The 25,447-nt window shown below is 42.2% G+C and carries 24 protein-coding genes; 13 read left to right on the forward strand and 11 right to left on the reverse strand.

The features are described from left to right. Nucleotides 1-8: 8 nt before the first annotated feature. The 10 genes from CXF81_RS11955 to CXF81_RS12005 all read left to right on the forward strand — a co-directional run bounded on the left by CXF81_RS11955 (nucleotide 9) and on the right by CXF81_RS12005 (nucleotide 10,787). Nucleotides 9-2,003 (forward strand): hypothetical protein, encoded by a 1,995-nt coding sequence (locus CXF81_RS11955; protein ID WP_232771902.1) that lies wholly within the window; start codon nucleotides 9-11, stop codon nucleotides 2,001-2,003. A gap of 1 nt (nucleotide 2,004) precedes the next feature. Then, nucleotides 2,005-5,310 carry a tol-pal system YbgF family protein gene (locus tag CXF81_RS11960; RefSeq protein WP_101181584.1) on the forward strand — a complete coding sequence of 1,102 codons (3,306 nt, stop codon included), beginning with the start codon at nucleotides 2,005-2,007 and terminating at the stop codon, nucleotides 5,308-5,310. Then, nucleotides 5,297-6,181 (forward strand): tetratricopeptide repeat protein, encoded by an 885-nt coding sequence (locus CXF81_RS11965; RefSeq protein ID WP_101181585.1) that lies wholly within the window; start codon nucleotides 5,297-5,299, stop codon nucleotides 6,179-6,181. The genes CXF81_RS11960 and CXF81_RS11965 overlap by 14 nt, the downstream gene beginning before the upstream one ends. Nucleotides 6,182-6,185: 4 nt before the next feature. Further along, complete coding sequence (locus CXF81_RS11970) at nucleotides 6,186-6,635, forward strand: hypothetical protein (protein ID WP_232771903.1); 450 nt, start codon at nucleotides 6,186-6,188, stop codon at nucleotides 6,633-6,635. 161 nt (nucleotides 6,636-6,796) lie between these two features. Further along, nucleotides 6,797-7,453 carry a MotA/TolQ/ExbB proton channel family protein gene (locus CXF81_RS11975; RefSeq protein WP_101181587.1) on the forward strand — a complete coding sequence of 219 codons (657 nt, stop codon included), beginning with the start codon at nucleotides 6,797-6,799 and terminating at the stop codon, nucleotides 7,451-7,453. A gap of 11 nt (nucleotides 7,454-7,464) precedes the next feature. Beyond that, the gene (locus tag CXF81_RS11980; protein WP_101181588.1) at nucleotides 7,465-8,055 is read left to right on the forward strand and encodes a biopolymer transporter ExbD; all 591 of its coding nucleotides are present in this window, start codon (nucleotides 7,465-7,467) and stop codon (nucleotides 8,053-8,055) included. Then, a complete protein-coding gene (locus CXF81_RS11985) occupies nucleotides 8,052-8,624 on the forward strand; it encodes a biopolymer transporter ExbD (RefSeq protein WP_198556389.1) in 573 nt (190 codons plus the stop codon). Before CXF81_RS11980 ends, CXF81_RS11985 begins: the two co-directional genes overlap by 4 nt. Beyond that, entirely contained in the window at nucleotides 8,621-9,610 is a 990-nt protein-coding gene (locus CXF81_RS19895; RefSeq protein WP_157825553.1) for an AgmX/PglI C-terminal domain-containing protein, read from the forward strand. Before CXF81_RS11985 ends, CXF81_RS19895 begins: the two co-directional genes overlap by 4 nt. Before the next feature lie 125 nt (nucleotides 9,611-9,735). Continuing rightward, nucleotides 9,736-9,951, forward strand: a complete 216-nt coding sequence (locus CXF81_RS20340) for a VF530 family DNA-binding protein (RefSeq protein WP_255409449.1) — start codon at nucleotides 9,736-9,738, stop codon at nucleotides 9,949-9,951. A 101-nt stretch (nucleotides 9,952-10,052) separates the two neighbouring features. Continuing rightward, nucleotides 10,053-10,787 carry a DUF4919 domain-containing protein gene (locus CXF81_RS12005; protein ID WP_101181592.1) on the forward strand — a complete coding sequence of 245 codons (735 nt, stop codon included), beginning with the start codon at nucleotides 10,053-10,055 and terminating at the stop codon, nucleotides 10,785-10,787. Nucleotides 10,788-10,794: 7 nt separating this feature from the next. Here CXF81_RS12005 and CXF81_RS12010 read toward each other — a convergent pair whose 3' ends face one another. Together CXF81_RS12010 and CXF81_RS12015 are read right to left on the reverse strand one after the other, a co-directional pair. Further along, nucleotides 10,795-11,076: a TIGR03643 family protein gene (locus CXF81_RS12010; RefSeq protein WP_232771904.1), complete on the reverse strand. Its 282-nt coding sequence runs from the start codon at nucleotides 11,074-11,076 to the stop codon at nucleotides 10,795-10,797. Nucleotides 11,077-11,161: 85 nt separating this feature from the next. Further along, nucleotides 11,162-13,339: an exonuclease domain-containing protein gene (locus CXF81_RS12015; RefSeq protein ID WP_101181593.1), complete on the reverse strand. Its 2,178-nt coding sequence runs from the start codon at nucleotides 13,337-13,339 to the stop codon at nucleotides 11,162-11,164. A 419-nt stretch (nucleotides 13,340-13,758) separates the two neighbouring features. On the opposite strand from CXF81_RS12015, the gene CXF81_RS12020 reads away from it, so the two are divergent. The 3 genes from CXF81_RS12020 to CXF81_RS12030 all read left to right on the forward strand — a co-directional run bounded on the left by CXF81_RS12020 (nucleotide 13,759) and on the right by CXF81_RS12030 (nucleotide 15,297). After that, nucleotides 13,759-13,950, forward strand: a complete 192-nt coding sequence (locus CXF81_RS12020; protein ID WP_101181594.1) for a CPXCG motif-containing cysteine-rich protein — start codon at nucleotides 13,759-13,761, stop codon at nucleotides 13,948-13,950. Nucleotide 13,951: 1 nt separating this feature from the next. Then, nucleotides 13,952-14,644 (forward strand): flavin reductase family protein, encoded by a 693-nt coding sequence (locus CXF81_RS12025; protein WP_101181732.1) that lies wholly within the window; start codon nucleotides 13,952-13,954, stop codon nucleotides 14,642-14,644. Nucleotides 14,645-15,003: 359 nt separating this feature from the next. Continuing rightward, nucleotides 15,004-15,297, forward strand: a complete 294-nt coding sequence (locus CXF81_RS12030) for a high-potential iron-sulfur protein (RefSeq protein ID WP_006014034.1) — start codon at nucleotides 15,004-15,006, stop codon at nucleotides 15,295-15,297. A 121-nt stretch (nucleotides 15,298-15,418) separates the two neighbouring features. Here the strand turns inward: CXF81_RS12030 and CXF81_RS12035 are convergent, their stop codons facing one another. The 9 genes from CXF81_RS12035 to CXF81_RS12075 all read right to left on the reverse strand — a co-directional run bounded on the left by CXF81_RS12035 (nucleotide 15,419) and on the right by CXF81_RS12075 (nucleotide 25,337). Then, entirely contained in the window at nucleotides 15,419-17,164 is a 1,746-nt protein-coding gene (locus CXF81_RS12035; RefSeq protein WP_101181595.1) for an amidase, read from the reverse strand. Between the two features lie 247 nt (nucleotides 17,165-17,411). Continuing rightward, complete coding sequence (locus CXF81_RS12040; protein WP_101181596.1) at nucleotides 17,412-19,073, reverse strand: insulinase family protein; 1,662 nt, start codon at nucleotides 19,071-19,073, stop codon at nucleotides 17,412-17,414. Further along, nucleotides 19,070-20,206 (reverse strand): pyrroloquinoline quinone biosynthesis protein PqqE, encoded by a 1,137-nt coding sequence (gene pqqE / locus CXF81_RS12045; RefSeq protein ID WP_101181733.1) that lies wholly within the window; start codon nucleotides 20,204-20,206, stop codon nucleotides 19,070-19,072. The genes CXF81_RS12040 and pqqE overlap by 4 nt, the downstream gene beginning before the upstream one ends. After that, the gene (gene pqqD / locus CXF81_RS12050) at nucleotides 20,196-20,471 is read right to left on the reverse strand and encodes a pyrroloquinoline quinone biosynthesis peptide chaperone PqqD (protein ID WP_101181597.1); all 276 of its coding nucleotides are present in this window, start codon (nucleotides 20,469-20,471) and stop codon (nucleotides 20,196-20,198) included. The genes pqqE and pqqD overlap by 11 nt, the downstream gene beginning before the upstream one ends. Beyond that, on the reverse strand, nucleotides 20,468-21,223 hold the full coding sequence (gene pqqC / locus CXF81_RS12055) for a pyrroloquinoline-quinone synthase PqqC (RefSeq protein WP_101181598.1): 756 nt from the start codon (nucleotides 21,221-21,223) through the stop codon (nucleotides 20,468-20,470). The genes pqqD and pqqC overlap by 4 nt, the downstream gene beginning before the upstream one ends. Before the next feature lie 165 nt (nucleotides 21,224-21,388). Further along, a complete protein-coding gene (gene pqqB / locus CXF81_RS12060; protein ID WP_101181599.1) occupies nucleotides 21,389-22,306 on the reverse strand; it encodes a pyrroloquinoline quinone biosynthesis protein PqqB in 918 nt (305 codons plus the stop codon). Nucleotides 22,307-22,377: 71 nt separating this feature from the next. Continuing rightward, nucleotides 22,378-22,449, reverse strand: coding sequence for a pyrroloquinoline quinone precursor peptide PqqA (gene pqqA, locus CXF81_RS20705; protein WP_081585846.1), 72 nt, complete (start codon nucleotides 22,447-22,449; stop codon nucleotides 22,378-22,380). A gap of 109 nt (nucleotides 22,450-22,558) precedes the next feature. Beyond that, nucleotides 22,559-23,512, reverse strand: coding sequence for a prolyl aminopeptidase (pip, locus tag CXF81_RS12070; protein WP_101181600.1), 954 nt, complete (start codon nucleotides 23,510-23,512; stop codon nucleotides 22,559-22,561). A gap of 367 nt (nucleotides 23,513-23,879) precedes the next feature. Next, nucleotides 23,880-25,337, reverse strand: coding sequence for a PLP-dependent aminotransferase family protein (locus CXF81_RS12075; protein ID WP_101181601.1), 1,458 nt, complete (start codon nucleotides 25,335-25,337; stop codon nucleotides 23,880-23,882). Between the last annotated feature and the right edge of the window lie 110 nt (nucleotides 25,338-25,447).

Consider the following 25,447-nt stretch of genomic DNA (forward strand, 5'->3'; position numbering starts at 1 on the left):
TTTTGTTTATGACTCAATTTAAGGCTACTAAATTTGCATGTATTGCGCTCGTTTCGTTATTACTTAATGGCTGTTTTTCAACGCCAGAGACGGCAGCGCCTGCAGAAGATACGCGCAGCGCTGTTCAAATTTTAGCGCAAAAACGCCAAGATCTTGCCTTTGGTCAGGTGGTTTATAGCTACTTTCAAGGCGCTCCCGACCAAACTTTATTGCAAGGTGCATTAACCCGCTTAAACGAATTGAGGGCACAAACACCCTACGGGCCTGACAACCAAGATCGACTTGATTTAATGAAAGGTGCGGTGAGTTTGCAGTTAGGTATGACACAGCAAGCCGAAGGCATTTTTAATCGCTTACTAGCGCAATCAGGCGATCCTTATATTCAAGCAAACACGTGGTTTTGGTTAGCTAAGTCGAGCTTTGCACAAAAACGTATGGGCGTAAGCGAACGTGCATATTCAGCGATTATCGAGCATGATTTAGAAGACGAGCTAAGCCAAGATCACTGGGAAGAACTGGTCTACCAAGTTAGTCATGAACGCATGAATATGGGCGCTGATTGGGAAACACTTGCAGGAAAATTAAACAGCGATTCTATTTATCAAACCTATCTAATTGCCAATCAAGCGGTAATACAACATAACAAGCAAGATTATGACGCCGCGAATGAGGCCTTCATTAGTGCGAAGTTGCTGTTGAACGCCACACCGGTTGAAAATTCGATACAAGGGGAAAACAACAGCTCAAGTTGGTGGTCATGGTTTCATTGGTTCGGTAACGGCTTGACAGAGATTCAAGAAGACCGGGCCTTTCAAGAACGTAACGCATTATTTGACCGCCTAAACTATGGTTTAGGTGTCACCCTACTTGAACAAAAAGACTACGCCAATGCGCTGATCGCACTTAAATTAATTGGCCGTGAATCATTGCACGCAGAACAAGCGATGTTGACTTATGGCTGGACATTAGCACAAGAAAACCGTTGGCCTTTGGCAATGGCGGCTTGGCAATATTTACGTGATAACAGCCAAGGGATCTATGCACTGCAGGCCAGTCATGGATTGGCGTATGGCTACGAGCAGCAAGGCGCATTGGCTGAAGCATTTCATGCACTGCGCGATTCTTCTCGTCAATTAGACGCCGCAATGACCTCGTTAAGTACTTTTGGTGAACAAGTGCAACAAGCTGCTTTTTTCGATACTGTGGCGAATGGTAATTGGCCACTAGAGCATCGTGACCTGCAAATTTTATTACTTAGTGGTAATGGCGATATCGACAGCGCATATTTACTCGGCGTGCGGGGTCAGGCCAAGCAACTGTTGAACACGCTCGATGGGAATTTAGCGCAAATTGACGGCATGTATCGTTTACTTGATGAACGTGAACACGCATTTGAGCGCAGAAGCGAGGCCTTGTCTTTAACTGATGCACAAGAAATCCTTGATCGCACTCAGTTACGTATTGAGGCTGTTGAAACGATCCTTAATTCAGACCAAATTTCCGCAAAGTTATTGGCCACAAATGAGCAAGTATTAGCAATTGAGCGTCTTGATAAAGGCGAAGAGAGAATACGGCGTATTAATACTGAACGTGAATCTAATTTATCGCAAAAGTACGGACAACGTGTTGCTCGTTTAAAAGGGGTATTGGCATGGGAGTTATCAGAAGCGTATCCGGCAACGCGTTGGCAACACCAAAAACAACTTAATCAACTAAAAGTAGCCTACGCAGATGCCAATAATCAATATACGCAACTTAAGCAGTTACAAAACAACACCAGTAGTATTGATGAGCAGCGCTCGCGTGTTGATGTGATGGCTTTGAGTGCTGCTGCGGACTATACGCGGACTGAAGCCTTAGTCGATTCTCTTACTCAACGCTTAACTGAGTTTTTACAAGCTAATATGAACCTAAGAATGCAAGCGTTAGCTGATCAACAAGTGGCAACTCGGCTTGCGATTATTCGTTTACAAGACTTAGCAAAACCAGGAAGAGGTCTATAAGATGAAAAAAATACTTATTCTCTCTTTTTCCATGGTGCTGGGAAGCTGCGGTATGTTTAGCTCTGATGAAGAAGGGTCACTTATCAGTGAAGGTATCAGTAATCGCCCAACATTAGCTGAATTAGACCTGCAGCCGATAAAGATTGAGCCCTCTATAGCGCCAAGATTATCGCTACAAGAAACACGCGATGAATATGCCGCGTTGTTACCGTTATTAAAAGATGAGAAACAGCGCCAACAAGTCGCTTTTCGTTTAGCTGATATTGAAATGCAACTTGCCGAAAAAGCGCAAGAAGATGGTATTCCATTAGAAGCCTTGCAAGCGAGCCAGTCTGCAACTCGGGGCGGTGAGGATTCAAAAGCGAACGCAGCGAGTAATAATAAGACTGAAGGCATCGGGCAATTACAATCGGCAACTTACTTTAAGCAAGCAATTTCTAGTTATAAAGAAGTCTTAGAGCAGCAAGCTAAGTCGGTTGCGCAAGCCGATTTACTGTCTGATGACCCAGCAAAAGTAGCCGCAGCTAGGCGTTCAGAAATAAAATACATGGACGCTATGTACCAACTTTCTCGAGCACTTGATTTAGATGGAAAGCCGGATGAGTCAGTGAGTGTCGCCCAACGCTTTTTAAGCACATTTCCAAGCGCAGAGAACGCAGTGACTAACTATCATATTGAATTGTATTTTCGTATTGGTGAATACTATTTTAATCGCCAAAAATACGATAATGCAGTTATAAATTATAGCCAAGTACTCTCCTTATCTGAACAAAAAGTGAACATTGCTGCCAGTAACTTCTATGGTATTTCCGCTTACATGTTGGGTTGGAGCTACTTCAAGCAAGAAGACCATGCCAATGCATTGGTGGCATTTTCTAAAATGCTAGATGAGACCCTAGAGCAAAACAGCTATACCCAAACTCACAACAATATCAACACATTACCCCTAGGCCAGCAGAAACTAGTGCAAGACACGCTTCGTATTATGGCGCTATTGTTCTCGTACCAAGGCAATGGCGAAGCAATTAACCGCTTCTTTGTTGTTAATGGTCAGCGTGCTTACGAAAACTTAATTTATGAACAGCTAGCTCAGCAACATTTGAACGATAACCGCTTTAAAGACAGTGCTGACACTCTTCTTGTATTCGCTAATACTTATCCTTTACATGAGCGTGCTGTTGAGTTTTACGTTAAGCACATTGATGCCTATATACTGGGTAAATTCCCAACATTGGTACTCGAAGGTAAGCAACGATTTGTATCTGCGTATGGTGTCGATGGGCAGCACTATTCCGGATTACAGAGTATTATTGGTCGCCAAACTAGCGCTTACTTGCGCCGTTATGTAAAAGAGTTGGCACAAAATGAGCACAGTATTGCACAAACTGTTGAGAATATGCTGGTATCAAATGCGCAATTGAGCAGTGGTGAAACAGCAGAAGGATCATTCGTGAGTTTGGCAATATCAGAAGTGCAAAGCACGTCTTGGACAGCGGCCTCAATTAGCGAATTAATCAAGATTAAGCAACAAGCATTTGTAAATGCAGCCGGTTATTATGACCAATTTATTCGTACTTTTTCACCCGATGATGAAGTGCCACAAATGCGCTTCTATCTTGGTGAGGCATTAAGTTCTGCAAACAACTTCAATTTAGCGATTGAAAGCTTTGAAACTTATGCATATCAAGATTCACCCAATCCTTTAGCGAGCGAAGCCGCTTATGCTGCTTTGTTATTGTTTGAGAAACGAGCTGAAAATACAGTTTCACGTGAGGCTGACTTTACGCAAAAACTGGAAGCTAGAAAGATGATCAGTCAGCGTTTGTTTGTTGACTCCTTTGCAACCGACCCACGCACGGTGAATGTGGCACAAGCGTTGATGCAACGTTTGTTCGAACAGCAAAAATACGTAGATGCAATAAACTGGAGCCATTGGTTATTATCCGCTGACAAAGTAAATGGTTTAGCTTATGCAAGTGCAAACTTGCCTAAAGCAGGTTGGCGCGACACTCATATTGCAGCGCATGATGTCAACGGCGAAAGTTTAATTTCAGCTCGCCTTGTCGTCGCGCATGGTAATTTCGCGCTTGAAAATTATCAAGTCGCACAAGCCGGTTATGAAACATTATTACGTATAATGCCGGCAAAGGATGAACGTGTGCAAGCGCTTACTAATCGTTTAGCTGCGACTTTCTTTCAGCAGTCAGAACGGCTGCTAGCGTCAGCAAAAGTGAAGCAAACGTTGGCAGCGCCATTACCTGAGGGCAGGAACGTTGCTCAGTTAAGTGAAACCCAACGACGTGCGGTTATTGACAGTGTGGCGTTCCTTCAACGCATTATGCAAGAAACCCCCAATTCAACGTTTAGAGCTGCAGCGCAATATGATGCAGCTACTTACTTACTGGCTTCAGAAAATTTTACACAAGCGTTGCCACTGTTGCTTGATTTCCAAATTCGTTTTCCAAAAAATGACTTAGTGTTGAGTATCCCGGGCAAGCTATTAGTTGCTTATGAGGAGTCTGAGCAATGGCAGCCTGCGGCTGTATTATTGATGGCACAGCACAAAGCACAAGCGGACACTCAATTGGGTCGGGATGCGTTGTATATTGCTGCTGGTTACTATTTCAAAGCGGGCGACCGGGAAGCATCATTGAGTGCCTACCGAAGTTATGCGCATCGATATCCATCGCCTCTGGCTGATGCCAACGAGGCGCGCTTTAAGATGACCGAGTTTTATAATGAAACGAAGGATGACAAAAAACGCCGCTTTTGGCTAAACAAACTAATTGAAGCGGACCAAAAAGCGGGTTCTGAGCGATCGCCACGTTCACGTTATTTAGCCGCAATGGCGTCCATAGTATTTGCTACCGACGCAGATATTGCCTACAAAAAAATTAAATTAACGCTACCGTTAAACAAAAGTTTGCAACGCAAGCAAAATGCGTTTAAAAATGCGATTGCCCGTTATGATGGTGTGATGGCTTATGGTATCGCTGAGTTCACCACACAAGCCAACTATTCGCTGGCTAAGCTATATTCCGTGTTGGCTAAAGATTTGATGCAATCGAGTCGTCCAACGGGTTTGAGTGCGTTGGAGCTAAGTCAGTATGAATTGCTATTAGAAGAGCAAGCATTTCCATTTGAAGAAACGTCCATTACCTTGCATGAAAATAACGCTAAACGCGCATACGGTGGTTTATATGATGATTGGGTAAGAGAAAGTTTAAAAACGCTCGAAAACTTACTACCTGTGCGCTACCGCAAACCAGAACAGATTCAGGAGTTGAGTGCTAATGATTTTAAATAAGGCAAAGTTACGACTCTTGGCCTTGGTATTCGCTTTTTCTACGAGCTTATCGGGTTGCACCAGCTTGCCGTCGCTGCCCGGTTTTTCAAACCCGGACGCTGAGTCGACTCACGGTGCTGAAACTGCATCTGGTCAGACTGGAACATCAGATCAAGCTAGTCTGATAGTCGATGCTGAGGGTAATGCTGTTGATGCAGTTCAAGTCGCGCTTGAATTAACCCCAGAGGAACGAGAAGAGCAAGCGCTTGCATTACAAGCGCGTGCATTAATGGGCACAGTGAATGCGTTCAAATTAGACAAACAAAATCAAGCGAATTTAAATTCTAGTCAGTTACGTAAGGTGCAAAGCGCGATAAATCAGTTAGCTAATGGTGAGGCAGCTAAAGCCTTGGTAGAGGTGCAACACGTGATTGATGATCCCGATTTTAAGGCATCACCAAATACAGTTGTTTGGGTATTACGCGGCGATATATTCCTTGCTAAAGAAGAAAAAGAGAAAGCAATAAGCGATTACCAAGCAGCGCTAAAATTAGTCGCAAGCAACTATCAGGCGCATAACCGTCTTGGCGTTATGTATCGTGACGTAGGCAAATTTGATTTAGCTAAAGCGCATTACAACCAGGCAATTGATGCTTGGCCCGGCAATGCTGATAGCTATCGCAATAGAGGTATTTTAAATGATCTCTATGTCGGCGACAAAATTGCGGCATTAGCGGACTATAAAATATATAAAGCCTTACTTGATCTTCAAATTCAACGTATTGTGTCGCCAGCAAAATCAGTGCTCGAAGAGCAGAAACTAACAAGCCTGTGGATCGTGGATATTCAACGTCAAATAAAAGTCCTGCAGCGGGAGCAAACAAATGGATAACGGGATGGTTTCAACACTTCTGCATAAAGTAAAAGGTGTGCTTACACGGTCGCTCAGCAAAATGATTGTAATTACCTTATTGGTTTGTGCGCAACATCATCTATTTGCACAGGAGAAAGCACAAAATCCGGCGTCCGTTGAAGCCCAAAGATTAACTCAACAACAAGAGCCGTTAGCGCTACCCGTCGTATCAGCTGGTAACACTTCATCAAACGCAGATATTTTGAGGCTGGAAGAGACCATTAGGGGAAATAAAGAGCAGCCAAAAGTATTATCAATTGTACCTTGGCAGTTACCTTTGTATCAGCGTATTGATCGCAATAAACAACGTTGGGCACCCATTAAAACTGAGCTTAAATCGTTGGAACGTAACAGTTTTTTAAGGGAGATAAAACTTCTAGAAGGGATTCAAAATGGTCAGTCTTCTATTGCAGTGGATGCACAAAACAACTGATTGGGTATAAATACAACAACACGTTGATGGTTCATAATACATAACATTAGAACGTATTCGAATAGACTATTAACAATCTAAATTTTAGCGCTCAACTGCTGTGTTCATCAAGAACTATTGAGGCTAGACTATTAAATGATCACTATATTAAAGAGGATATCATGGACACCATCGTTCGCTTTTTCCAAGAAGGGGGAGCTTTTATGTTCCCTATCTCAGTTGTGTTGGCTATTGGTTTAGCGATTGCGCTAGAACGTTATTGGTTTTTGGGGTTTGCAAAACACACTAATAAAAAGGCGTTTCGTGAAATTGAGCCCTTATTGGCTAGCCAAAATTTCGATAAAATCATCCAAGTTACGCAAAATAGTGCAGCGCCTATTGCTCGTGTTATTGGTGCCGGTATTACTCGTTTAGGTATTAGTCCACGTCGTGAAGATATTGAATATGCGATGGAAGAGGGGTTAATGGAAACTATTCCTCGACTTGAAAAACGCACCCAGTATTTGGGAATGCTGGCTAATATTTCAACGCTTCTTGGCCTATTAGGTACAATTATTGGTTTGATAGCCGCATTCTCAGCCGTCGCCAATGCTGACCCTTCAGAGAAAGCGAGCTTGCTGTCACAAAGTATTTCCGTAGCGATGAATACGACTGCGTTTGGTCTAATCGCTGCCATTCCATTATTGCTGTTGCACTCGTTGTTAAACACCAAGACAGCGGAAATCGTAGACAGCATGGAAATGGCAGGTGTGAAATGTTTAAACACCCTTATTGCCAAAGAGAATCTGGGCCCTAAAACCCGCCAGTCAGATACCTAGGAAGTATTCTTATGATTGGACGACGTCATGGGCGTAACGCCAAGAAAGAAGACGCTGAATTAGACATCACCTCTTTCATGAATTTGATGATTGTATTGGTGCCTGTTTTGTTAATGATGATGGTGTTCTCAAGGATTACAGTTGTGGAGTTAATACTTCCCGGCATTGAGGCACTGGGAGCGGATGAAGCTGTTGAGGATCAACGCTTGGAGGTTTTAGTTTCTGATGACTCATTAAACATCTTTTTTCCACAAGGTTATTTGGTAAAAAGCATTACTAAAATACCGGCTGTGGGCGCAGGCGGCGAAGCGCTTGTTGCCACTGGCGCAGAACCTACCTTACAGCACGATTTTAAAGCCTTGCAGAATACTTTAAAGTTAGTAAAGCAAACGTTATTAGACCAAGGAGAGGATAAAAAAGACATTATCTTAATGCTGCCCGATAGCACAGACTATCAAACCATTATTAGCTTAATTGATGCAACGCGCTCATACAAAGAGGTGTTGGTGACCTCAGTTGTGGATGCTGAGTTGTTTCCACAAGTATCACTTGCCGAAGCACCAGCAAGGTATGAGTTAAAAAGTGCGGGAGGTGCGCAATGAAGATGTCAGCCCGAGCTAAACGCATGGCTCGCAATCATAAACGTCGCACCACTAAGCTTAGCTTAGTGTCATTGATGGATATATTCACGATATTGGTTTTTTTCTTGATGCTTAATGCATCAGATGTGCAAGTGTTGCAACGTGACGATTCGGTTGAATTACCAAAATCGACAGTAAAAACACCGGCCAAAGAAACCTTATTGTTGATGATCAATGCCAACAATATTTTGTTACAAGGCAAGCCTATTGCGAAAACAGCAGACTTATACGAACAGCAAGACTATACAATATTGGCACTGAAAGAAGAATTGTTGTACCACGCATCTCGCACAACCAGAGCACCGGCAGATCCAGAGGATCAAGACGCAGAAGGCGATGCGGGTCTTTCAATTACCATTATGGGTGACAAATCGGTTCCATATCAGATATTGAAGAAAATCATGCAAACCAGTGCTGAATCGGGTTATACCAACATTGCACTGGCGGTAGAAAATCAACTGGAAGCGAGTAGTGAAATTGCACCTGCTGATACACAAGCAGATGCTAGCGCTGAAGGTGATGGCTCATGAGTACTTCAAACTTGTCTTCAGCGTACTTTCATTCACTGCTGCCTTGGGAAAGCAGTGATAAAGAAAATTCAACATTCACTGGTATTACAATTGTGCTGCTGGCACTGACGTTGGCGATTGCATTTTATGTGCAAATTACTGAGTTACCTGAGGTACCCAGAGCGGAGCGTGATAAGTTGCCGCCGCAATTGGCAAAATTAATTAAAGCTAAGGAACCTGCGCCGCCTAAAGTGATTGAGCCTGAACCAAAACCTGAGCCCGAACCTGAAAAACCAAAGCCTGAGCCGGAAAAGCCTAAGCCAGCACCAAAGCCCGAGCCGAAGCCCGAGCCGAAGCCAAAACCGACAGAGCCAACGTTGGAAGAAAAGACTAAGCAGGCGCGCGAATCGGCAAAAAGTAAAGGTGTACTCGCCTTGCAGGACCAACTCGCCAGCATGCGAGATACGGCTAACCTAGCTAATTTAGCCAACACTCAGCAAACCCAAGGTGGCGGACAAACAGATACCTCTCAGCGCAAAATTCTGGGCCGAGAAACCAACAAAACCAGTGGCGGTATTAAACTGGGCAGTTTGAGCTCAGATGTGGGTGCGGCAGGTGAACTTGAAGAACGCAGAAATACTGAATTTGTTGGCGCTGAAATAGGCAAAGCTTCCTTAGCGACTCAACAACGTTTAGAAGAAACTCAAGACGTTATTGGTAGCCGCGACCTAGACAGTATTAGACAAATCCTAGACGCTAACAAAGGTGCTGTTTATTCATTATATCGGCGCGCGTTGCGTCAAGACCCTTCTATTGAAGGCAAGTTGACAGTACGTTTAACTATACAGCCTGATGGCTCTTTATTGTCAGTCAGATTGGTGAATAGTGAGCTTGGCGCTCCCGAGTTAGTTGAAAAACTAATAAGCCGAATAAGACTAATTAACTTTGGGACTCAAAATGTCACCGCAACTGAGTTAGAATACGCGTTCAACTTCTTACCTTTTTAATTAACGCTAGCTTGTGAGTTAATATGAACGATAAAAAATCAAAGGTTGAAGCAGATGAAGCTCCAGCCTTTTCCGCTTCCCCTGAAACCAATAGCGACTCTGGCAATACTCAGGCGAATAACCCATTGCATGGCGTTAAACTGCAAACAATTATGGAGAACTTAGAGGAACAGTACGGATGGGAAGGCCTAGCATACCGTATAAATATTAACTGTTTTAAATCCGACCCCTCGATTAAAAGTAGTCTTAAATTCTTACGCAGAACACCGTGGGCAAGGGATAAAGTCGAACGATTGTATATAAAAACATTCTATAAAAAGTATAGACCAGAGAGTTACTAACGTACTTACCTACGGTGTGTGGTTTTGCAAATTAGTTGACGTTTATCCTGTTCGTTGTTAATTTTTAATCGGGAGCAAGCATGCTAAAGAGTTGTTAAACAATGACAAAAATATTCCTCATAATCATCTTAACACTGGTTGTTTCAGGCTGCAGGTCGACTGACGAACCTACTCAATCTTCCTCTCCGGAAACGCATAACCAAGCAGCCTTAGCAAAACAACAACAGCGCAAAGCAAAACGACACATTCTGGATTACGCTAAAGCAGACGCCGACTATTATGCATTAGTCGCTAAATTTGAGCGTGATGAGGCCCACGCAAGCGATTTTGACGACATCCTTAGGATTTATCCGCTAACCACAAAATACAGCCCGTATGGGAACGTTGAGCAAGCCCAAAAGTTAGTGGCTTTTGCAAGCATGGAAGAACAAAACTGGGAAGCTTGTTTGCACGCTACCAAGCTCATTTTAGAACAAAATTACACCAGTGTTACGGGTCATTATGGTGCAATGGTTTGTCACTTTGAATCGGGTCAGCAAGAGAACGGGGAATATCACAACGTCATGCTTGACGGATTTATTGACGCCATTTGGCGCTCAGGAGATGGCAAAACCCCGGCTACGGCCTTTTATATTTCCAGTACCAATGATTTATATGCTTTTGTGCAACTTAATGGAATGGTCGCAACTGGGCAGTCGCTTGTCTATTTTGAACAAAGGCCTATGAATGCGATTAAAGTAGAAGACCCTCAAACTAAGCAAGAAAGCACATGGTACTTTGATGTTACCGCGCAGTTTAGACGCGGTATTTTTGATGGTATAGAAAGTCGCAGATAGCAAACGCCTAGCGTTTACGCACTGCTTTGTATTGGGATGAGCAATAACCACGACTGACATCGGGACTACGTAGTTTAAGGTGCTTTGTTTTGCGTCCAGTCACCCTGGCGCGCCAGTTATTAAAGGTTTTGCGTTTGATATTGCGACGCATAATTTCAATTACTTGGGGCTCAGTTACGCCGAACAAGCGTTCGATTGCTTCAAAAGGAGTGCGGTCTTCCCACGCCATTTCAATGATCCGCGAGGTTTCATCGTCGCTAAATTGCTTCATTTTTTGTTTAAAACTCATCTGCATAACATGTTTACTTATATATTTGCGATTTGGATTAGTTGCTATTACAAGCAATGTTATTGTGCTTAAATCTATAAAAAACTCAAGCTAGTCTGTCTTTAAGGCGCTTTTCGTTTACCATATTTAATAATTCACCTGCAGCAATGGCATCTGACATTGCGCGGTGATGACGCTGCATGTCAATACTGAAATGTTTGGTGAGATTTGCCAAAGAGTAGGAAGGCAAACCTTTGTAGTGTTTTCGCATTTCTCTTACAGTGCACAGTTTTGGTCGTCGAAAGTGGCGCTCCAAGCGATTAAACTCTTCTTTAATAAAGCCGTAATCGAAATTAACATTATGCGCAACAAATACACACCCTTGCGTGAATTCATCAATATCATCAGCCACTTCCGCAAACAAGGGAGCCTCAGCTACCATGTCGTTGTCTATACCGGTTAATGACGTAATATTATGTGGAATACGGCGTTGAGGATTTATTAATGACTGCCACTGAGCCACCACTTCGCCGCCAATCATTTTAACGATACCCACCTCGGTGATCCGATGATGTTGTGCTTTGCCGCCTGTCGTCTCAATATCGATGACTGCATAAGGCTGCATGGGGTCGACAGTCCAATTTACATTAGTAATACGCACATCAAAGCCCAAGCTCTGAAGTTTTTGGATGCTGAGAAGTTGATTGCGACGTAGTTGATCACCCTCTGATTTAACCTCTTCAAAACGCAGCTTTTCATTATCTATCAGCATTAAATCCGGAAACCCATCGCTCAAGTTTTTCCAATCTTGAGTCATGGCCTTTAACAATGCCAATACGGCGTCCAATTTACTGTAGTTAATAAGCAAAATAACACGTTCCAATATGTTTTTGCGCCACTTAAATATAATATTACCCTGACCATAATTTTTTGCCGCGGATAAGGACAGTTGTTGGATCAACTTGGCCTTTGTGTCGGTACTTTTAAGGCGTTCATCGATTTGTTTTGAGGCAAATTCATAAAATTGATTTGTTTTCAGCGATGCTGGTATATGTTCAAACTCGTTGGTTAATCCTAAGCCTTGCAGTTCGTATATTTCATGCCAGAAATACAAGCCAAATAACCCGCGCCATAATTCATTTTCGGTGCGAAAGGCGCTGCATTCTCGTTGTTCATAATAAGCCACAACACCCCTTTCTACACCTCCTTTGTGCATCTCATCAAGAAGAATAGTTTGGCTATTTTCGCGGAGCATGTCGGTCAATATGCTGGTGCGCTTTTTGTGATATTTACGCGCTAAAAAGTCTTCAGCAAAGGCTAACAAGTCTTCAGATAATGGGGCTTCTATTATGCGTTCTAGTTCAGCTTCAACTTCGTCCTTTAGACCCAGTTTGTAAGCTTCCCGCACCCATTTTTCTTGCGCTATATCGGTGTTTATCGTTTTGAGAACTCGGATAGCGTCAGTTGCATCCTGCTTTAATAACTCGCAAGCCAATAAAAATTGTACCTTGGCATCTAATTCAACTGCTTTGGAGCCTATAGGGCTGGGCAACGTTTGAAGTTGATTTAGGGTCTTTGTGTGGGTCAATAGAGGCAATTCGCTGCGTATGTCATTTAATCGTAAGTGCATTACAAAAGCTGATTTTGCGCTGGCAATATCGGCGAATCTGGCAAGTATTTGCGCCTGCTCCTTACGAGTGCGCATAACCCCTAAGTCACGCATTGAAAATTGATTCAATTTAGACCTAAAATTACCAAAATAGAGATATAAAAAATAACTGATATGTTGTTCAAAATTTTCTTGCCAATATGACTCTGCAACGGTGGTTTTTTGAACATCATTCACCTTGGCTGAATCTAAGATGCAGGCAACTAATGTCGCTTTAGCTTGAGATTTTTTATACACCAAGACTGGATTTTCAATCAAGCGTGTCGCGTTCAATTCATCAATGACCTGAATAATTTCGTGTTTGCTCAAATGATTGGCAAAGGCCACGATATTTTTCGATTGCAGTGGTATAAACCAATCTTGTTGGAACAGAAAATCAAGATTATCAGGAATGTCTTCGATTTCCTCGTAAGTATAAGACTTGGCTTTTACAAATATTGATTTACGGTTAATAAAACGCACGAGCAGGCATTGCCGTGGTTTCGAAAGAGCCATGAAATCGTCAATGAATTGTTTGTCATTGCAGTCTAATAGAGCGTTACATGGGCCCGTCACAAACTTCAAAAATTCGTGGAAATGACTTAAATAATAGTAAGTGGGTAAGGGACGCTGCATACTTTTGCTACCAAAAAAGAATTAGCATACTAAATAACTGTGTGCATATACAGTATTTTGTTGTAATTAAACTGCTAGGCTATTTGATTTTTTGTTTGCCGAGCTATTTGACGTTCTGTGCGGGTAGTTTGTTTTGAATAGAGTTGAGGCTCATGCGTTTTTTATGAGCCAATGTTGAAATACTTCATGGGCCTACCGCTCGGGTTCGGAGGCTTATAGCGTGAACCGATCAGGCTGGAAATTTTCTAGCATTTAATACGTCCAAGTTAGCATTCTATTCGTATTAGATCATGTTAGATTAGACGCAGTGATGATAAAAATAGTGATGCATTAGTTAATCTACTGAGTATGAGTGCGGTCCAAAAATCGCGGTTTTTTGGGTGTCGTGTTTAAAAGAAATACGTTTACAGGGTAATAAAATGACGTTGAGTAACGCTGCAAAATTTGAATGTCCGTATTGTATGACTTATAACGAGTTGGAGATTGATGAAGCAAACGATATTGGGCAACAACAAATCGTTGATTGTCACATTTGCTGTTCTCCCATCGAGCTGAGTATCATCGACAATGGCTTTGGTATTGAGATTATTGCCAAAAGGGATGATGATTGAAATGAATAAAAAGCAGGTTAACGTGGAACCAAAGTATTTTAACGCAAGCGACATTGATAATATGGAGCAACGCGTTAGGGCCAACTTTATTAATTCATTGTCCGGTTTTAAAAGTGCTAACTTAATCGGTACGCGCTCTCCTAGCGGCAAAGACGGTACCAGAGGCGTTGATAACTTGGCTATTGTCAGTTCTGTTTTCCATATTGGTGCGCATCCACCTTTATTAGGAATGATAATGCGTCCACATACGGTACCTCGCGACACCCTGCAAAATATTAAAGATACGGGCGAATACACAATTAACCATATATGCGCTTCTATTGTTGAAAAGGCGCATTGGGCATCAGCGAGATTTGATCCGCAGGTGAGTGAGTTCGAAGAAATAGGGCTAACGCCGCAAACAACGGATCAGGTAAAGGCACCGTATGTATTGGAGTCACGCATCAAACTTGGGATGCAGGTGCAAGATATTCAGTTGTTAGCAATTAATCAAACTGAATTGGTTATTGGTCAGATAGTGGAAGTCATTGTAGAACCTTATTGGGTTAGCGAAGATGGTTATGTTGATATTGAAGCTGCTGAATCGGTAGCAATCTCATCGTTAGACTCTTATCATTTAACCCATCGAGTTGCTCGCTTGGGATACGCTAAAATAAATCAAAAGCCTTTTACTATACCGCATAAAAAGATATAGCGGAGCGCAATAATGACACCAAATTTAGAGCAGTTACTGTTAGTTTGCGGGATTTGCGTTAGTGTTGTAGCACTAATTTTTTGGCTGTTAGTTAAGTTGCCCGTTGAACAGAACTGTATTGACGACGATTAGTTAACATGGTGGTTGTAGACATATAAACTGATTAAACGAGAGATCAAAAATAGCATATTTATATAATTTAACTGGATGACTCTACATTTTTTGTGTATAAGTGTAATGTGAAGTAAAAAAACTTCGCTATCCCTAAAAACTCGCCTCTACTTGGCGAGTTTTTGCATTTTAGGGGTAGTGTAAAAGAGAATCATTTCTATTTTCGTCTACAAATTGGGATACGCACTATGAACAATGTTAATCGTCGTGACTTTTTAAAATTATCAGGCTCTACTCTTATTGGTTTAACTCTTGGCGGCGTTGCATTGCGCGCTAATGCACAAGAGCAAATTAAATTAGATGACCCCACTGCCGTCGCGTTAAAATATGTCCACGAGTCGGCGGTAGAGGGCCACTACTGTTCAAATTGCCAGTACATACAAGGTGAAGACGGCCAAGAATGGCGTCCATGCGGAATTTTCCCAGGCAAACTAGTGAATGCTAAAGGTTGGTGTTCAGCTTGGATGCAGAAAGCGGCATAGTTTGCGCTAAGCAAAATTTAAGCTAAATTGAACAAAGCTGCTCTTTATGAGCAGCTTTTTTTATGCGCTTTTAACCAGTTCACTGTTATTTTAGTCTGACAGACTTGTTAATAAGCAGTTATTAATTTTTCTTCAAAGGTCGCATTGCTTCTTCAAAATAAGATGTGTCATATGCGCCGTTGGCAAAACCAGGTTTAATTATCGCATTGATTTCTTTTTCATAGTGATACGCTAAATTTAATAATAGTGATTCGTCCCAAGCCTTTCCCATAAAACTAAGGTTGATTGGCAATCCTTTCATTGCACCCATGGGAACGCTGACGTGCGGATAGCCCGCAATGGCAGCCAACCAACCTGCACCTGCACTGCCGCCAGTAAAGTTATCGCCAAAAACGGGGTCGATTAAGAATGCAGGATTCCGACTGGGCATCATAATCGCATCGACGTTGTATTTAGTGAGTAGTAAATCAATCCCTTGTTTTCTAGTCGAGTTTTGCAAAAAGGCGACTGTGTTGAAATAGTCTTCGTCATACCCAGTGGTTGCTTGTGATTGTGCAAACAGGCTTTGGTCGAATAACACCATTTCGCGCTTATTGGTTTTATTGAACTCAATTAAGTCGGCTAAGGTTCGTGCTTTTACTGCGGGCGCTGCTAGTTCCAAGTAGAGGTTTAATTCATGCTTAAATTCGCTTAGCAAGACATTGAGCGCCTTATCCCAAAACTCTTCAGGCGTCTCAAAGTTATCTATAATCACTAGCTCTGCACCTAAAGCTTGCATGGTTTTCGCCGATGCTTCGAATGCACTAATGATTGCTGGATGGTTACCTTGTACCGCAGTAAAAACGCCGATACGCTTGCCTTTTAAGGGCTTGTCTAAGTCACTTGTGTAGTCACGCTTGCGGCTGTCCGCAAGCCTTGTATAAGGGTCTGCAGGATCAGTACCTGCCATAATGGACAGCATGAGTGCAGCGTCTTCAACAAAACGTGTCATGGGACCTGCGGTATCTTGCGTTACTGAAATAGGCACAATATGAGTACGTGATAATAACCCGACCGTCGGCTTGACGCCCACAATGCCATTCATTGCAGCAGGGCAAATAATAGAGCCGTTGGTTTCTGTACCGATAGCTAGAGACGCAAACTGAGCCGCGATTGCTGCGCCTGAACCCGCAGATGAGCCACAAGGAGAGCGGTCAAGGCTGTGTGGATTGCGAGTTTGACCACCCAAGGCGCTCCACCCACTAATGGATTCGGTCGAGCGAAAGTTTGCCCATTGTGACAAGTTGGTTTTGCCTAAAATGATTGCGCCTTCGGCTTTTAATCTAGCAATGATAGGTGCGTCACGTTGGGTGTTGTTTTCGGCCAAAGCAATAGCCCCGGCCGTTGTTGGTAACTCACTGGTTTCAATGTTGTCCTTAACCAGTATCGGGATCCCATGCAAACGACCCAGTGTTTTGCCTTGGGCAACCTCAGCATCTTTTTGTTTTGCCTCACCTAACGCATTCGGATTAAGTGATAATATCGACTGAAGACTCGGACCCTTTCTATCCATAGCTTCAATGCGAGTCAAGTAGGCTGAAACGAGTTCAGTTGAGCTAAGTTTACCCTGACTGATCAACGTTGCTTGCTGCGTAGCACTAAAGTCCAAAATCGACGGTGTCATCAGCACAGTACTCGCAACTACCGCTGTGTGTTTGGGGCTAACTTCAGTCGCCATTTGTACATTTGAATTTTGTTTTTTAGCCGCAATGAACCCGAGTGTTTGAAATAAAAGAAGACCGGCTAAACTTATTAGGCACAGCAATAGGGCTATTTTGTATGACCCTAACTTACCCTCGTGTTTGTGCATGCTAGCTGACTGTTTCATCCATATTCCTTTTTTAACTGTCTGTAGTGTTGATTATATTTTTGCTTGGATAGGTTTTTCTTACTTGGCTTGGTGCATTTAATTGATGATGCAATCTATTTAATAAAGATTATTATTAGCTCTACGTACGCTATAACTTAGCTAGCAAACACAATGGATTAGCTGACAAACATTATAAAAAAAGTACTAAAAAATGCAAGCATTGTTGTTAAGTTAATCAAGGGTCTACCAAACTATAACGCTGTCGCTAATTATCCTCAACTACAACAACATGATTAGTAGCGATAGTATTCGAAATAAACTGGGCAATTTCCTGAACTGAAATATCATTAATATCAGCATTTGCAAGTTTACGCTTGGCTAAGGGTAAACATGAGGTGATGAATTGTAGGTCCTGACTAAGCATCTGCAGCGCCTCTATTATTATTGTTAACTTGAGGCTAGGAGCTACATCAAAGGCGCTATAAAAAACAAGGTGTCGATATTCTGGTATGTAGTGACTGGCAATAGCGTAGCAGTGTCCTTGTGTACGAGAGGAAAGGAATGTGGGGTATGCGTTCATAATAAAGCTAGTGAGTATGCCAAGCTCCATTTCTTCCTGACTAATACTAATGAGGATAAGACAGTGGTCCTGACAAAATACCTTGGCTATAGGGTTTTGGTTTAGTTTTTCTTTAGCCTCGAGTAATAAAGGTGTAAATACTGTTGGTAAGGGACGATGTTTATATTCGCTTTGCTGATATTTATCCTCACTTAACTGCGGTGTTAATTGCTTTAGCACTTTATTTTTAACCGCTAATAACGATACTGCTTTAGTGTTTTTGAATTGCTTGATCATGGGTTGTTTTTGCAGAAGATAAGCGTTACCGCGACCAACAGCGGGTATTGTGTGCTGCTTAGATTTAGCGGATAAATTCATAGCGGAGTCTGGATTGCGTGCTGCATAGTAATTGAATAGTTGAATGATTTCAGGTGAAAATTTATGCTGTTGTGCTTTTCCTTTAGTGACTATTTCTTCAGTGTTTTTTAAAATATAAGAATCTAAAGCACCAGACAATGCTTTTTCACAGCAGTCAAAGGGGGCAATAACGTCAAGCGCAAATTGTTGCTTGTTGTTTAGATTAAGTTGAGGCAATACTAATTCGCTGTCGTAGCTCCTAATCAATACTCTTAATTTTTCGTAGTTGCTTGAAAAATATATGTAAAACTGGCTATCAATCCACCAACGTAATAACTGTTTATCCTCTTCATAATGACTATTTTTCGGTAATGATTTGGGTACGTAAGGTGCACCGACTTGGTCCGTGTAACTAATCGATTCGAGTATTGAGGCAACTAACGTGGACTCAATACTGCCGGTAATTAATTGTATCTTATGCGCTTGATAATATGTTGTATGATACCGAGTCACATCTTGTTGGTTTAATTGCGAGATGAGCTCAATATCACCGCCATATTGATAACAGCGTTTCTCCGACGTATCACTGCGATCAATAACACGTTGCTGATGGACTTGCTGAAAACTCAGTTCTCGGTGCATGACGCCGTAACAATCGCCATGGTAAATCTCGTGCTGTAAATCTTGTGCAACGAAGACTGGCGCGAGTAAACCATTAAGTAAATAGTTTAGTCCTAGTAAACAAGTCTGCAGGGACTGGCTGTGGCAATGATAGTAGGTTTTATTGCTGTGGGTGGAGGCATTAATAGACAAGTCGGTCAGTGCGGTCAACTGAAATAGAGATTCAGGTTGAGCAAAAGCCGCACTGCGACGAAAGACTAAGTGTTCAACCGCGTGGCTAACACCACTGTCATCTAATGCGGGAGTGTCGACCACAATTAATGCGCCAAAGCCTTTTTCTGCGGTTATATTATGTTGTAATAAACCGCAAGCGTGCCGGTAAAAGGTCATAATTTTATACGAACAATATCCTCGCCTTTAAAAGTACGTTGATTTACCCTTTCGAAAATCGGCTCTTTCGGATTTTTTGCTAGTTCAATCGCTTCTTGAACTAGATGATGATCAGGCGATTTACTGCACACAGGATCGGTTGCATCCATGTTACCTGTCATCATGAAAGCTTGACAACGACAGCCGCCAAAATCTTTTTCTTTCTCATCACAACTTTGACAAGGCTCTGGCATCCAACTATCACCACGAAAACGATTAAAAGCAAAATCTTGCTGCCAAATATGGCTGATAGATTTGTTTTTCACATTAGGAAATTTCAGCGGTAACATTTTGGCACTATGACACGGTAGCGCACTGCCATCCGGTGCGATGGTTAAAAACGTACTGCCCCAGCCATTCATGCATGCTTTGGGACGATCTTCAAAGTAATCAGGTGTTATGAAAAAGAACTTAGGTCCTTTACCATTTTGTTTATCACGAAATTCATTTACGATTTTTTCGGCATCTACCATCTGTTTTTGTGAAGGTAACAGATGATCTCGGTTAGCAAATGCCCAACCATAATATTGCGCCGTCGCTAGTTCGACATAATCAGCCTTTAACAAACAACTTAAGCGCATGATATCTTCAACTTGGCTGATATTTTGTTTTGAAATAACAAAATTGAGCACCATCGGATATCCCTGCTCTTTAACCGACTGCGCCATTTTGAATTTTTGCTCAAAGGCATTACCGCGTCCTGCAATAATATCGTTCATTTCAGGATCAGCACCTTGAAAGCTAATCTGGATATGATCCAAGCCAGCTACTTTTAGCTTAGCAATACGCTTTTCGGTTAAACCAATACCAGATGTGATCAAGTTAGTGTAAAAACCCAATTCTCTTGAGTGTTTAACCATTTGCTCTAAGTCTTTGCGCAATAGAGGCTCGCCACCTGAAAAACCGAGTTGCACTGCACCCATGGCTCGGGCTTGGGTAAATACATCTAGCCATTGCTGTGTATTGAGTTCATCTTTTGTATCACCAAGGTCCGTCGGGTTGGAACAGTAAGGGCAATGCAACGGACAATCGTAAGTCAGTTCAGCCAACAACCAAAGGGGTGGCCCAACGTTAGTTTGGGTTTCATTGTTCATAATAAAGCCATTTTTTTTCACCTGCAGCGCTTAAAAATTCGTAAATATCTTCAGTTAAATCACCCGCGTCAGGAAATTTATCATTTAATGTATTGATGATATCAACAACTTTGTTGTTACCGTCGATAAGTTGCATTATTTCTCCCGCACTGCCGTTAAGCTTCACCATTCCCTCAGGATATAATAATACGTAGCATTCCTGTACTTGCTCCCATTGCAGTCGGAACATGGGATTGATCTTAGGCTGTAGAGACGAATTTATCATTTGAGGATCCTCTTATGGTAAATTGGTTCAGCTATCAAGCCTTTATAAGGCGGGCGGTCCTGTTGATAGGCTAAGGTCATAGCGTCGAGCATGGTCCATAAAATATCAAGTTTAAATTGTAGAATATTTAATGCGCGGTCTTGTTCATCGCGTGTTGCAAAGTGTTCTAGGGTTACTCTCAGGCCATGACTAACATCGCGTCTTGCTTGTGACAATCGCATCTGAAAATATTGCAATCCATGTGGCTCAATCCAAGGATAGTTTTGTGGCCAACTTTCTAATCTGCTCTTATGTATTTTTGGCGCAAACATTTCTGTAAGTGAAGAACAAGCGGCTTCCTGCCACGTGGCATTTCGAGCGAAATTCACATAGGCATCAACAGCAAAGCGCACGCCGGGTAAGACGAATTTCTCGTCGAGTATGTCTTGTCTATCTAGTCCTACGGATTCACCTAATTGTAACCAAGCTTCAATACCGCCTAAGGTTTTATCTTCTGCATCACCATCGTGATCTATTATTCGTTGGATCCATAAACGACGGGTTTCTACATCGCGGCAATTGGCTAAAATGGCAGCATCTTTGACAGGAATACTGGCTTGGTAGTAAAAACGGTTTGCTACCCAACCTTGAATTTGTTCGCGAGTACACTCGCCCTTATGCATGGCAATATGGAATGGATGATAAATATGATAAAGCTCGCCTTTACCGCGAAGCTGTTCTTCAAATTGCGCTATGGTCAACGGTTGTTTCATAAGTAAAGTACCTCTGAGTATTTTAGGTTACGTACCCAACACACATTCTTGTTTATTTTTAGCGATGACAACGATGATGCAGTATTAACTGACTGTTTTTGTAATACCACCTCATTAAGAAGCTTGTCGTCTGAATTATTCGCCCGGTTGACTAATCAAACGCGATTATATTGTTATTTCCATGCCATCAACGGCTATTTCAACACCATTGTCTAATACAAATTGATGTTGCGGCGATTCTTCGTTGAGGATCGGATTTGTGTTGTTGATATGGATTAAAATTTTGCGTTCAATATCAAATTTATTGAGTAATGCGACAGTGCCAAAATCACCGTTCACCGGCATATGTCCCATTTGAGATCCAAGTTTAGTGCCCACGCCTTGAGCAATCATTTCATCGTCAAGCCACAGCGTACCGTCAATTAATACGCAGCTCGCATTGGCTAATATTTTCTCGACTTCAGGTGTGCTCTCGACTATACCAGGCAAGTAAAAAAGGTATTTGCCGCTGGTTGTATCCACAATCTTGAGTCCAATGTTGTTACCTGCAACCACTTTGTCTCGGTACTTAGAGTAAGGCGGCGCATTTGACTCAATAGTCACTGGGACGAACTCGATATTTTCAACACCGTCGACATTAAATACATCTTTTTGCTCATACCCGATAGGTTTAAATGTGAGACCACCATGCCAATGTTTAAGCATAGTAAACAGCGGATACGCGGAGGTTAAATCCTCGTACACAACGTCAGAACAGTAGACGTCTAGTGGTAGGCCTTCGCGTAGTGTTATCAAACCGGTGGTGTGGTCAATTTGGCTATCGCTTAGAATTACGCCACGAATATTAGTGCCACGTGCCCCTTGCGCAGGCCATAATTGTGGAGATTGGTTTATTTGTTGACGAATGTCAGGTGAGGCATTAATTAACGCCCAGTTTTCACCGTCTGGGCTGACAGCAATAGACGATTGTGTTCGAGGTGTCGCTTTAATGGTTCCTGCTCGCAATCCCCTACAATTTGAGCAGTGACAGTTCCACTGCGGAAATCCACCACCAGCGGCCGATCCTAAAACTAAAATTTGCATAATTTCCCTGCATAAAATAAAAAGACCCTCGATATAGTGTCACCGAAGGTCGCATTATTCTTAAAAATGTATTATCTATTGCTGATATACATTGTAACTTCAAAACCTAAACGCATCTCTTCAAATTTTGGTTTAGTCCACATAATCATTCCTCTTTTAGTACAATTAAATCGAAACCTTACCTTAATTCAGGCACAAATTGAAAGAAATCATACTTTAGACGGAGTATCGTTAATATATGGGACGAATTTTTTAATGCTGAGCCGATAACTGTTCATAAAAAGCGATAGTGGCTGCAATCAATGCATCAATAATTAACGGCTCACTAGCCAGATGTCCTGCCGTATTAATCACGCTTAATTGAGCTTTTGGACAATAGTGTGACAGCAGCCACGCTTGTTCTACTGGACAAACAAAATCATACTGCCCGTGTACAATTTGCATCGGAATATCCCGCACTTTATCAAGTTGTTTCAAAATAGGATTTTGATCGATAAAACAATTATTTACTGAGTAATGAATTTGTATTATTGCTGGGTTTTTATTTATGGTAGAACCTTCACCGGGAGGTTGGTATGGCTGAATATTTAATATCGCTGACTCCCACTGCTGGAGTCTAAAGAACATATCCCTGCTTATCGTTTCGTCGCTATTTATCAACTGTTGGTAAATGTGTTGCAGTGGTTTTTGTTGCAGTTCAACGGGCAAACTCTCGATTAAATTATGCCAAGCCTGCGGCAATAGTTGAGCCGCGCCTCTGCTGCTATATGCCCAGTCGATGTCCTGTGGGCGGCCTAGAAAAACGCCCCGCAAGATCATGCCTAAGACGCGTTCAGGGTATTTCTGCGCATAAATCAAGCCTAAAGTTGCGCCCCACGAGCCACCAAAGATTAACCATTGGCTAATCCCAAGATGTTGACGAATAGCATCAACATCTTCTACTAATGCCGCGGTGTTATTTTGGTTTAATTCGCCCTGTGGTTTGGAACGACCGCAGCCCCGTTGATCGAACAAAATAATATGATAAATAGCGGGGTCGAAGTAACAACGATGTTGTTCATTGCAGCCGGCGCCCGGTCCACCATGCAAAAAGACAACAGGAATGCCGTTTTTGTTGCCGCACTGCTCAATGTATATTTGATGAAGAGAACCTCGGTTAAGGTGCTGTTGATCAAATGGCTCAATTTTGGGATAAAGTGAATGCAAAAATATACGCCTATTAATAAATTTATGGGTAAAACAGTTTTCTAATATTGCCATAGTAATACGATACGAGGGTACTATCTATGGTGTTGTCTAAAGTGCTGTCTAAAGAGCTGTAATTTTGGTTTTGTGTAGACTTTTAATATCACTACTCCCTTGTTGATGGAACCATCATTTACTAAAAAGTGGCCGCGTTATCTTCACATACAATGGCATAATTGAGATTATTAATGCATTAAAAGAAGTGTATAACATAAATTATAATATTGCTCCGGCTCACAAGTAACATTCATCATGGTCTTAGCAAGGTGCAATCCAATATAAGGAACGATATTTTTCTAACACCTGGATAGCTGAAATTAGTGTACGTTTAGTGCTCAGTATTTTTCGTATAAACGGCCCCGATGGGATCATCAAAGACGCTATTACGCACACCAGTTATAAGTTCGAGTAAGGTTTGCTCTACTGTGCGTTTTGGATCGTGCATCTGGGAAAGCTCCCACGCAATGTTGAGTCTAAAGCAATCTTGATATAGGTTTCGTGTCGTAAATTGTGCGCCAAGGGTGATATCAATTCGTGCGCTATCAGTAAACGCTTTCAGTTTAATCTTATCCAGTCCAGGCACTTGGATCCAAAGGACAAGGCCACCGGTGGGTATACTGACAGCTGAACCTTTGGGTAGATTCTGCAATAGTATATGTCGATATGCACAAGCATTGCTTAGCAGTACTTTGCGAATATATTGAAGGTGCTTTCGATATTGACCTGAATTTATAAAATCGGCCAAACTAGACTGCATGAGGCCATTTTGGCCTAAACGTTCGGTAGCGGATACGTCAACGCAAGCTGAAAGATACCGACCGGCATTACACCATCCTATTCGCAGTCCATTCGCGAGTGTCTTGGATACTGAAGAGCACCAAAGTACATATCCATCTGTATCCCAATGCTTTACCGGGAGAGCAAAGGTAGTGTCGTATCCCAACTCACCATAAATATCGTCTTCTATGATAGGTAACCGATATTTATTGGCCAGAGCGGCGAGTCGCTGCTTTTGACAGATTGACAAACTGATCCCATGTGGGTTCATAGAGGAGGAGCTGAATAATGCTGCTGTAACCTCCTTATTTTTGAATTTGTGTTCAAGCTGCGATAAATCTAGTCCGCTAACATTACAAGGGATTTCAACCACTCTGCGGGACATACTGGAAAGTAATTTGAGTAAACCACTAAAACAAGGTGAACTGACTGCAACTGCGTCTCCGGGTTTAGTGGTGACCAATAATGCGGTGCGTACTGCGTCCATACAGCCGATACTGATAAAAATGTCGCTAGCTGCCATGGTAAATCCACTAACAATAAAATGCTCTACTATGGCCAGACGCAGTTCATGAATACCTTGTGGATCAGGATAATTATGCAGCAACATGTCCCCCCGGTTTACTGTGCGTTTGATGCTCCTCTGTAATGACAACAACGGTATATGAGCGGGGCATAGCTGACTTATCCCAAATGGGCCAGATATCAAAACACCATTTTGGTAGCCACCTGACTCCTTGATGGTTGATATATTTTTTGCGCTACTTCGAAACTGCGGTTGTATCGGGATATCACTGTGGCTAAGTGGTGTTGAAACAAAGAAACCTGATTTAGGGTGGGTCACAACCCACCCAGTTTGTTCCAGACTTCGGTAACTGTTTAGAGCTGTGGTCATACTAACGCCTAACTGTTTTGTCAGCTGTCGCAAGGATGGTAGGCGCTGACCATGTCGTAACTTTTGACTTTGAATATCAGCAATAAATTGTTTAGCAATGGCTTTATATTTCATGGGTTACAATTTGCTTATACAAATTTTTGTACTCTTTTAATTATAATATATTGTATCTGTTATTTTTTTTGAATCAAGCCATAATATGCTATCTAATTATTGGATATTTC

The organism is Glaciecola sp. 33A (assembly GCF_002836745.1).
In the GTDB taxonomy this organism is placed as follows: domain Bacteria; phylum Pseudomonadota; class Gammaproteobacteria; order Enterobacterales; family Alteromonadaceae; genus Glaciecola.

Excerpts from the sequence above, each read along its gene's own strand:
- CXF81_RS11955 (WP_232771902.1), top strand. The coding sequence starts at position 9 with ATGACTCAATTTAAGGCTACTAAATTTGCATGTATTGCGCTCGTTTCG.
- CXF81_RS11960 (WP_101181584.1), top strand. The coding sequence starts at position 2,005 with ATGAAAAAAATACTTATTCTCTCTTTTTCCATGGTGCTGGGAAGCTGC.
- CXF81_RS11965 (WP_101181585.1), top strand. The coding sequence starts at position 5,297 with ATGATTTTAAATAAGGCAAAGTTACGACTCTTGGCCTTGGTATTCGCT.
- CXF81_RS11970 (WP_232771903.1), top strand. The coding sequence starts at position 6,186 with ATGGTTTCAACACTTCTGCATAAAGTAAAAGGTGTGCTTACACGGTCG.
- CXF81_RS11975 (WP_101181587.1), top strand. The coding sequence starts at position 6,797 with ATGGACACCATCGTTCGCTTTTTCCAAGAAGGGGGAGCTTTTATGTTC.
- CXF81_RS11980 (WP_101181588.1), top strand. The coding sequence starts at position 7,465 with ATGATTGGACGACGTCATGGGCGTAACGCCAAGAAAGAAGACGCTGAA.
- CXF81_RS11985 (WP_198556389.1), top strand. The coding sequence starts at position 8,052 with ATGAAGATGTCAGCCCGAGCTAAACGCATGGCTCGCAATCATAAACGT.
- CXF81_RS19895 (WP_157825553.1), top strand. The coding sequence starts at position 8,621 with ATGAGTACTTCAAACTTGTCTTCAGCGTACTTTCATTCACTGCTGCCT.
- CXF81_RS12005 (WP_101181592.1), top strand. The coding sequence starts at position 10,053 with ATGACAAAAATATTCCTCATAATCATCTTAACACTGGTTGTTTCAGGC.
- CXF81_RS12010 (WP_232771904.1), bottom strand. The coding sequence starts at position 11,076 with ATGAGTTTTAAACAAAAAATGAAGCAATTTAGCGACGATGAAACCTCG.
- CXF81_RS12015 (WP_101181593.1), bottom strand. The coding sequence starts at position 13,339 with ATGCAGCGTCCCTTACCCACTTACTATTATTTAAGTCATTTCCACGAA.
- CXF81_RS12020 (WP_101181594.1), top strand. The coding sequence starts at position 13,759 with ATGACGTTGAGTAACGCTGCAAAATTTGAATGTCCGTATTGTATGACT.
- CXF81_RS12025 (WP_101181732.1), top strand. The coding sequence starts at position 13,952 with ATGAATAAAAAGCAGGTTAACGTGGAACCAAAGTATTTTAACGCAAGC.
- CXF81_RS12030 (WP_006014034.1), top strand. The coding sequence starts at position 15,004 with ATGAACAATGTTAATCGTCGTGACTTTTTAAAATTATCAGGCTCTACT.
- CXF81_RS12035 (WP_101181595.1), bottom strand. The coding sequence starts at position 17,164 with ATGAAACAGTCAGCTAGCATGCACAAACACGAGGGTAAGTTAGGGTCA.
- CXF81_RS12040 (WP_101181596.1), bottom strand. The coding sequence starts at position 19,073 with ATGACCTTTTACCGGCACGCTTGCGGTTTATTACAACATAATATAACC.
- pqqE (WP_101181733.1), bottom strand. The coding sequence starts at position 20,206 with ATGAACAATGAAACCCAAACTAACGTTGGGCCACCCCTTTGGTTGTTG.
- pqqD (WP_101181597.1), bottom strand. The coding sequence starts at position 20,471 with ATGATAAATTCGTCTCTACAGCCTAAGATCAATCCCATGTTCCGACTG.
- pqqC (WP_101181598.1), bottom strand. The coding sequence starts at position 21,223 with ATGAAACAACCGTTGACCATAGCGCAATTTGAAGAACAGCTTCGCGGT.
- pqqB (WP_101181599.1), bottom strand. The coding sequence starts at position 22,306 with ATGCAAATTTTAGTTTTAGGATCGGCCGCTGGTGGTGGATTTCCGCAG.
- CXF81_RS12075 (WP_101181601.1), bottom strand. The coding sequence starts at position 25,337 with ATGAAATATAAAGCCATTGCTAAACAATTTATTGCTGATATTCAAAGT.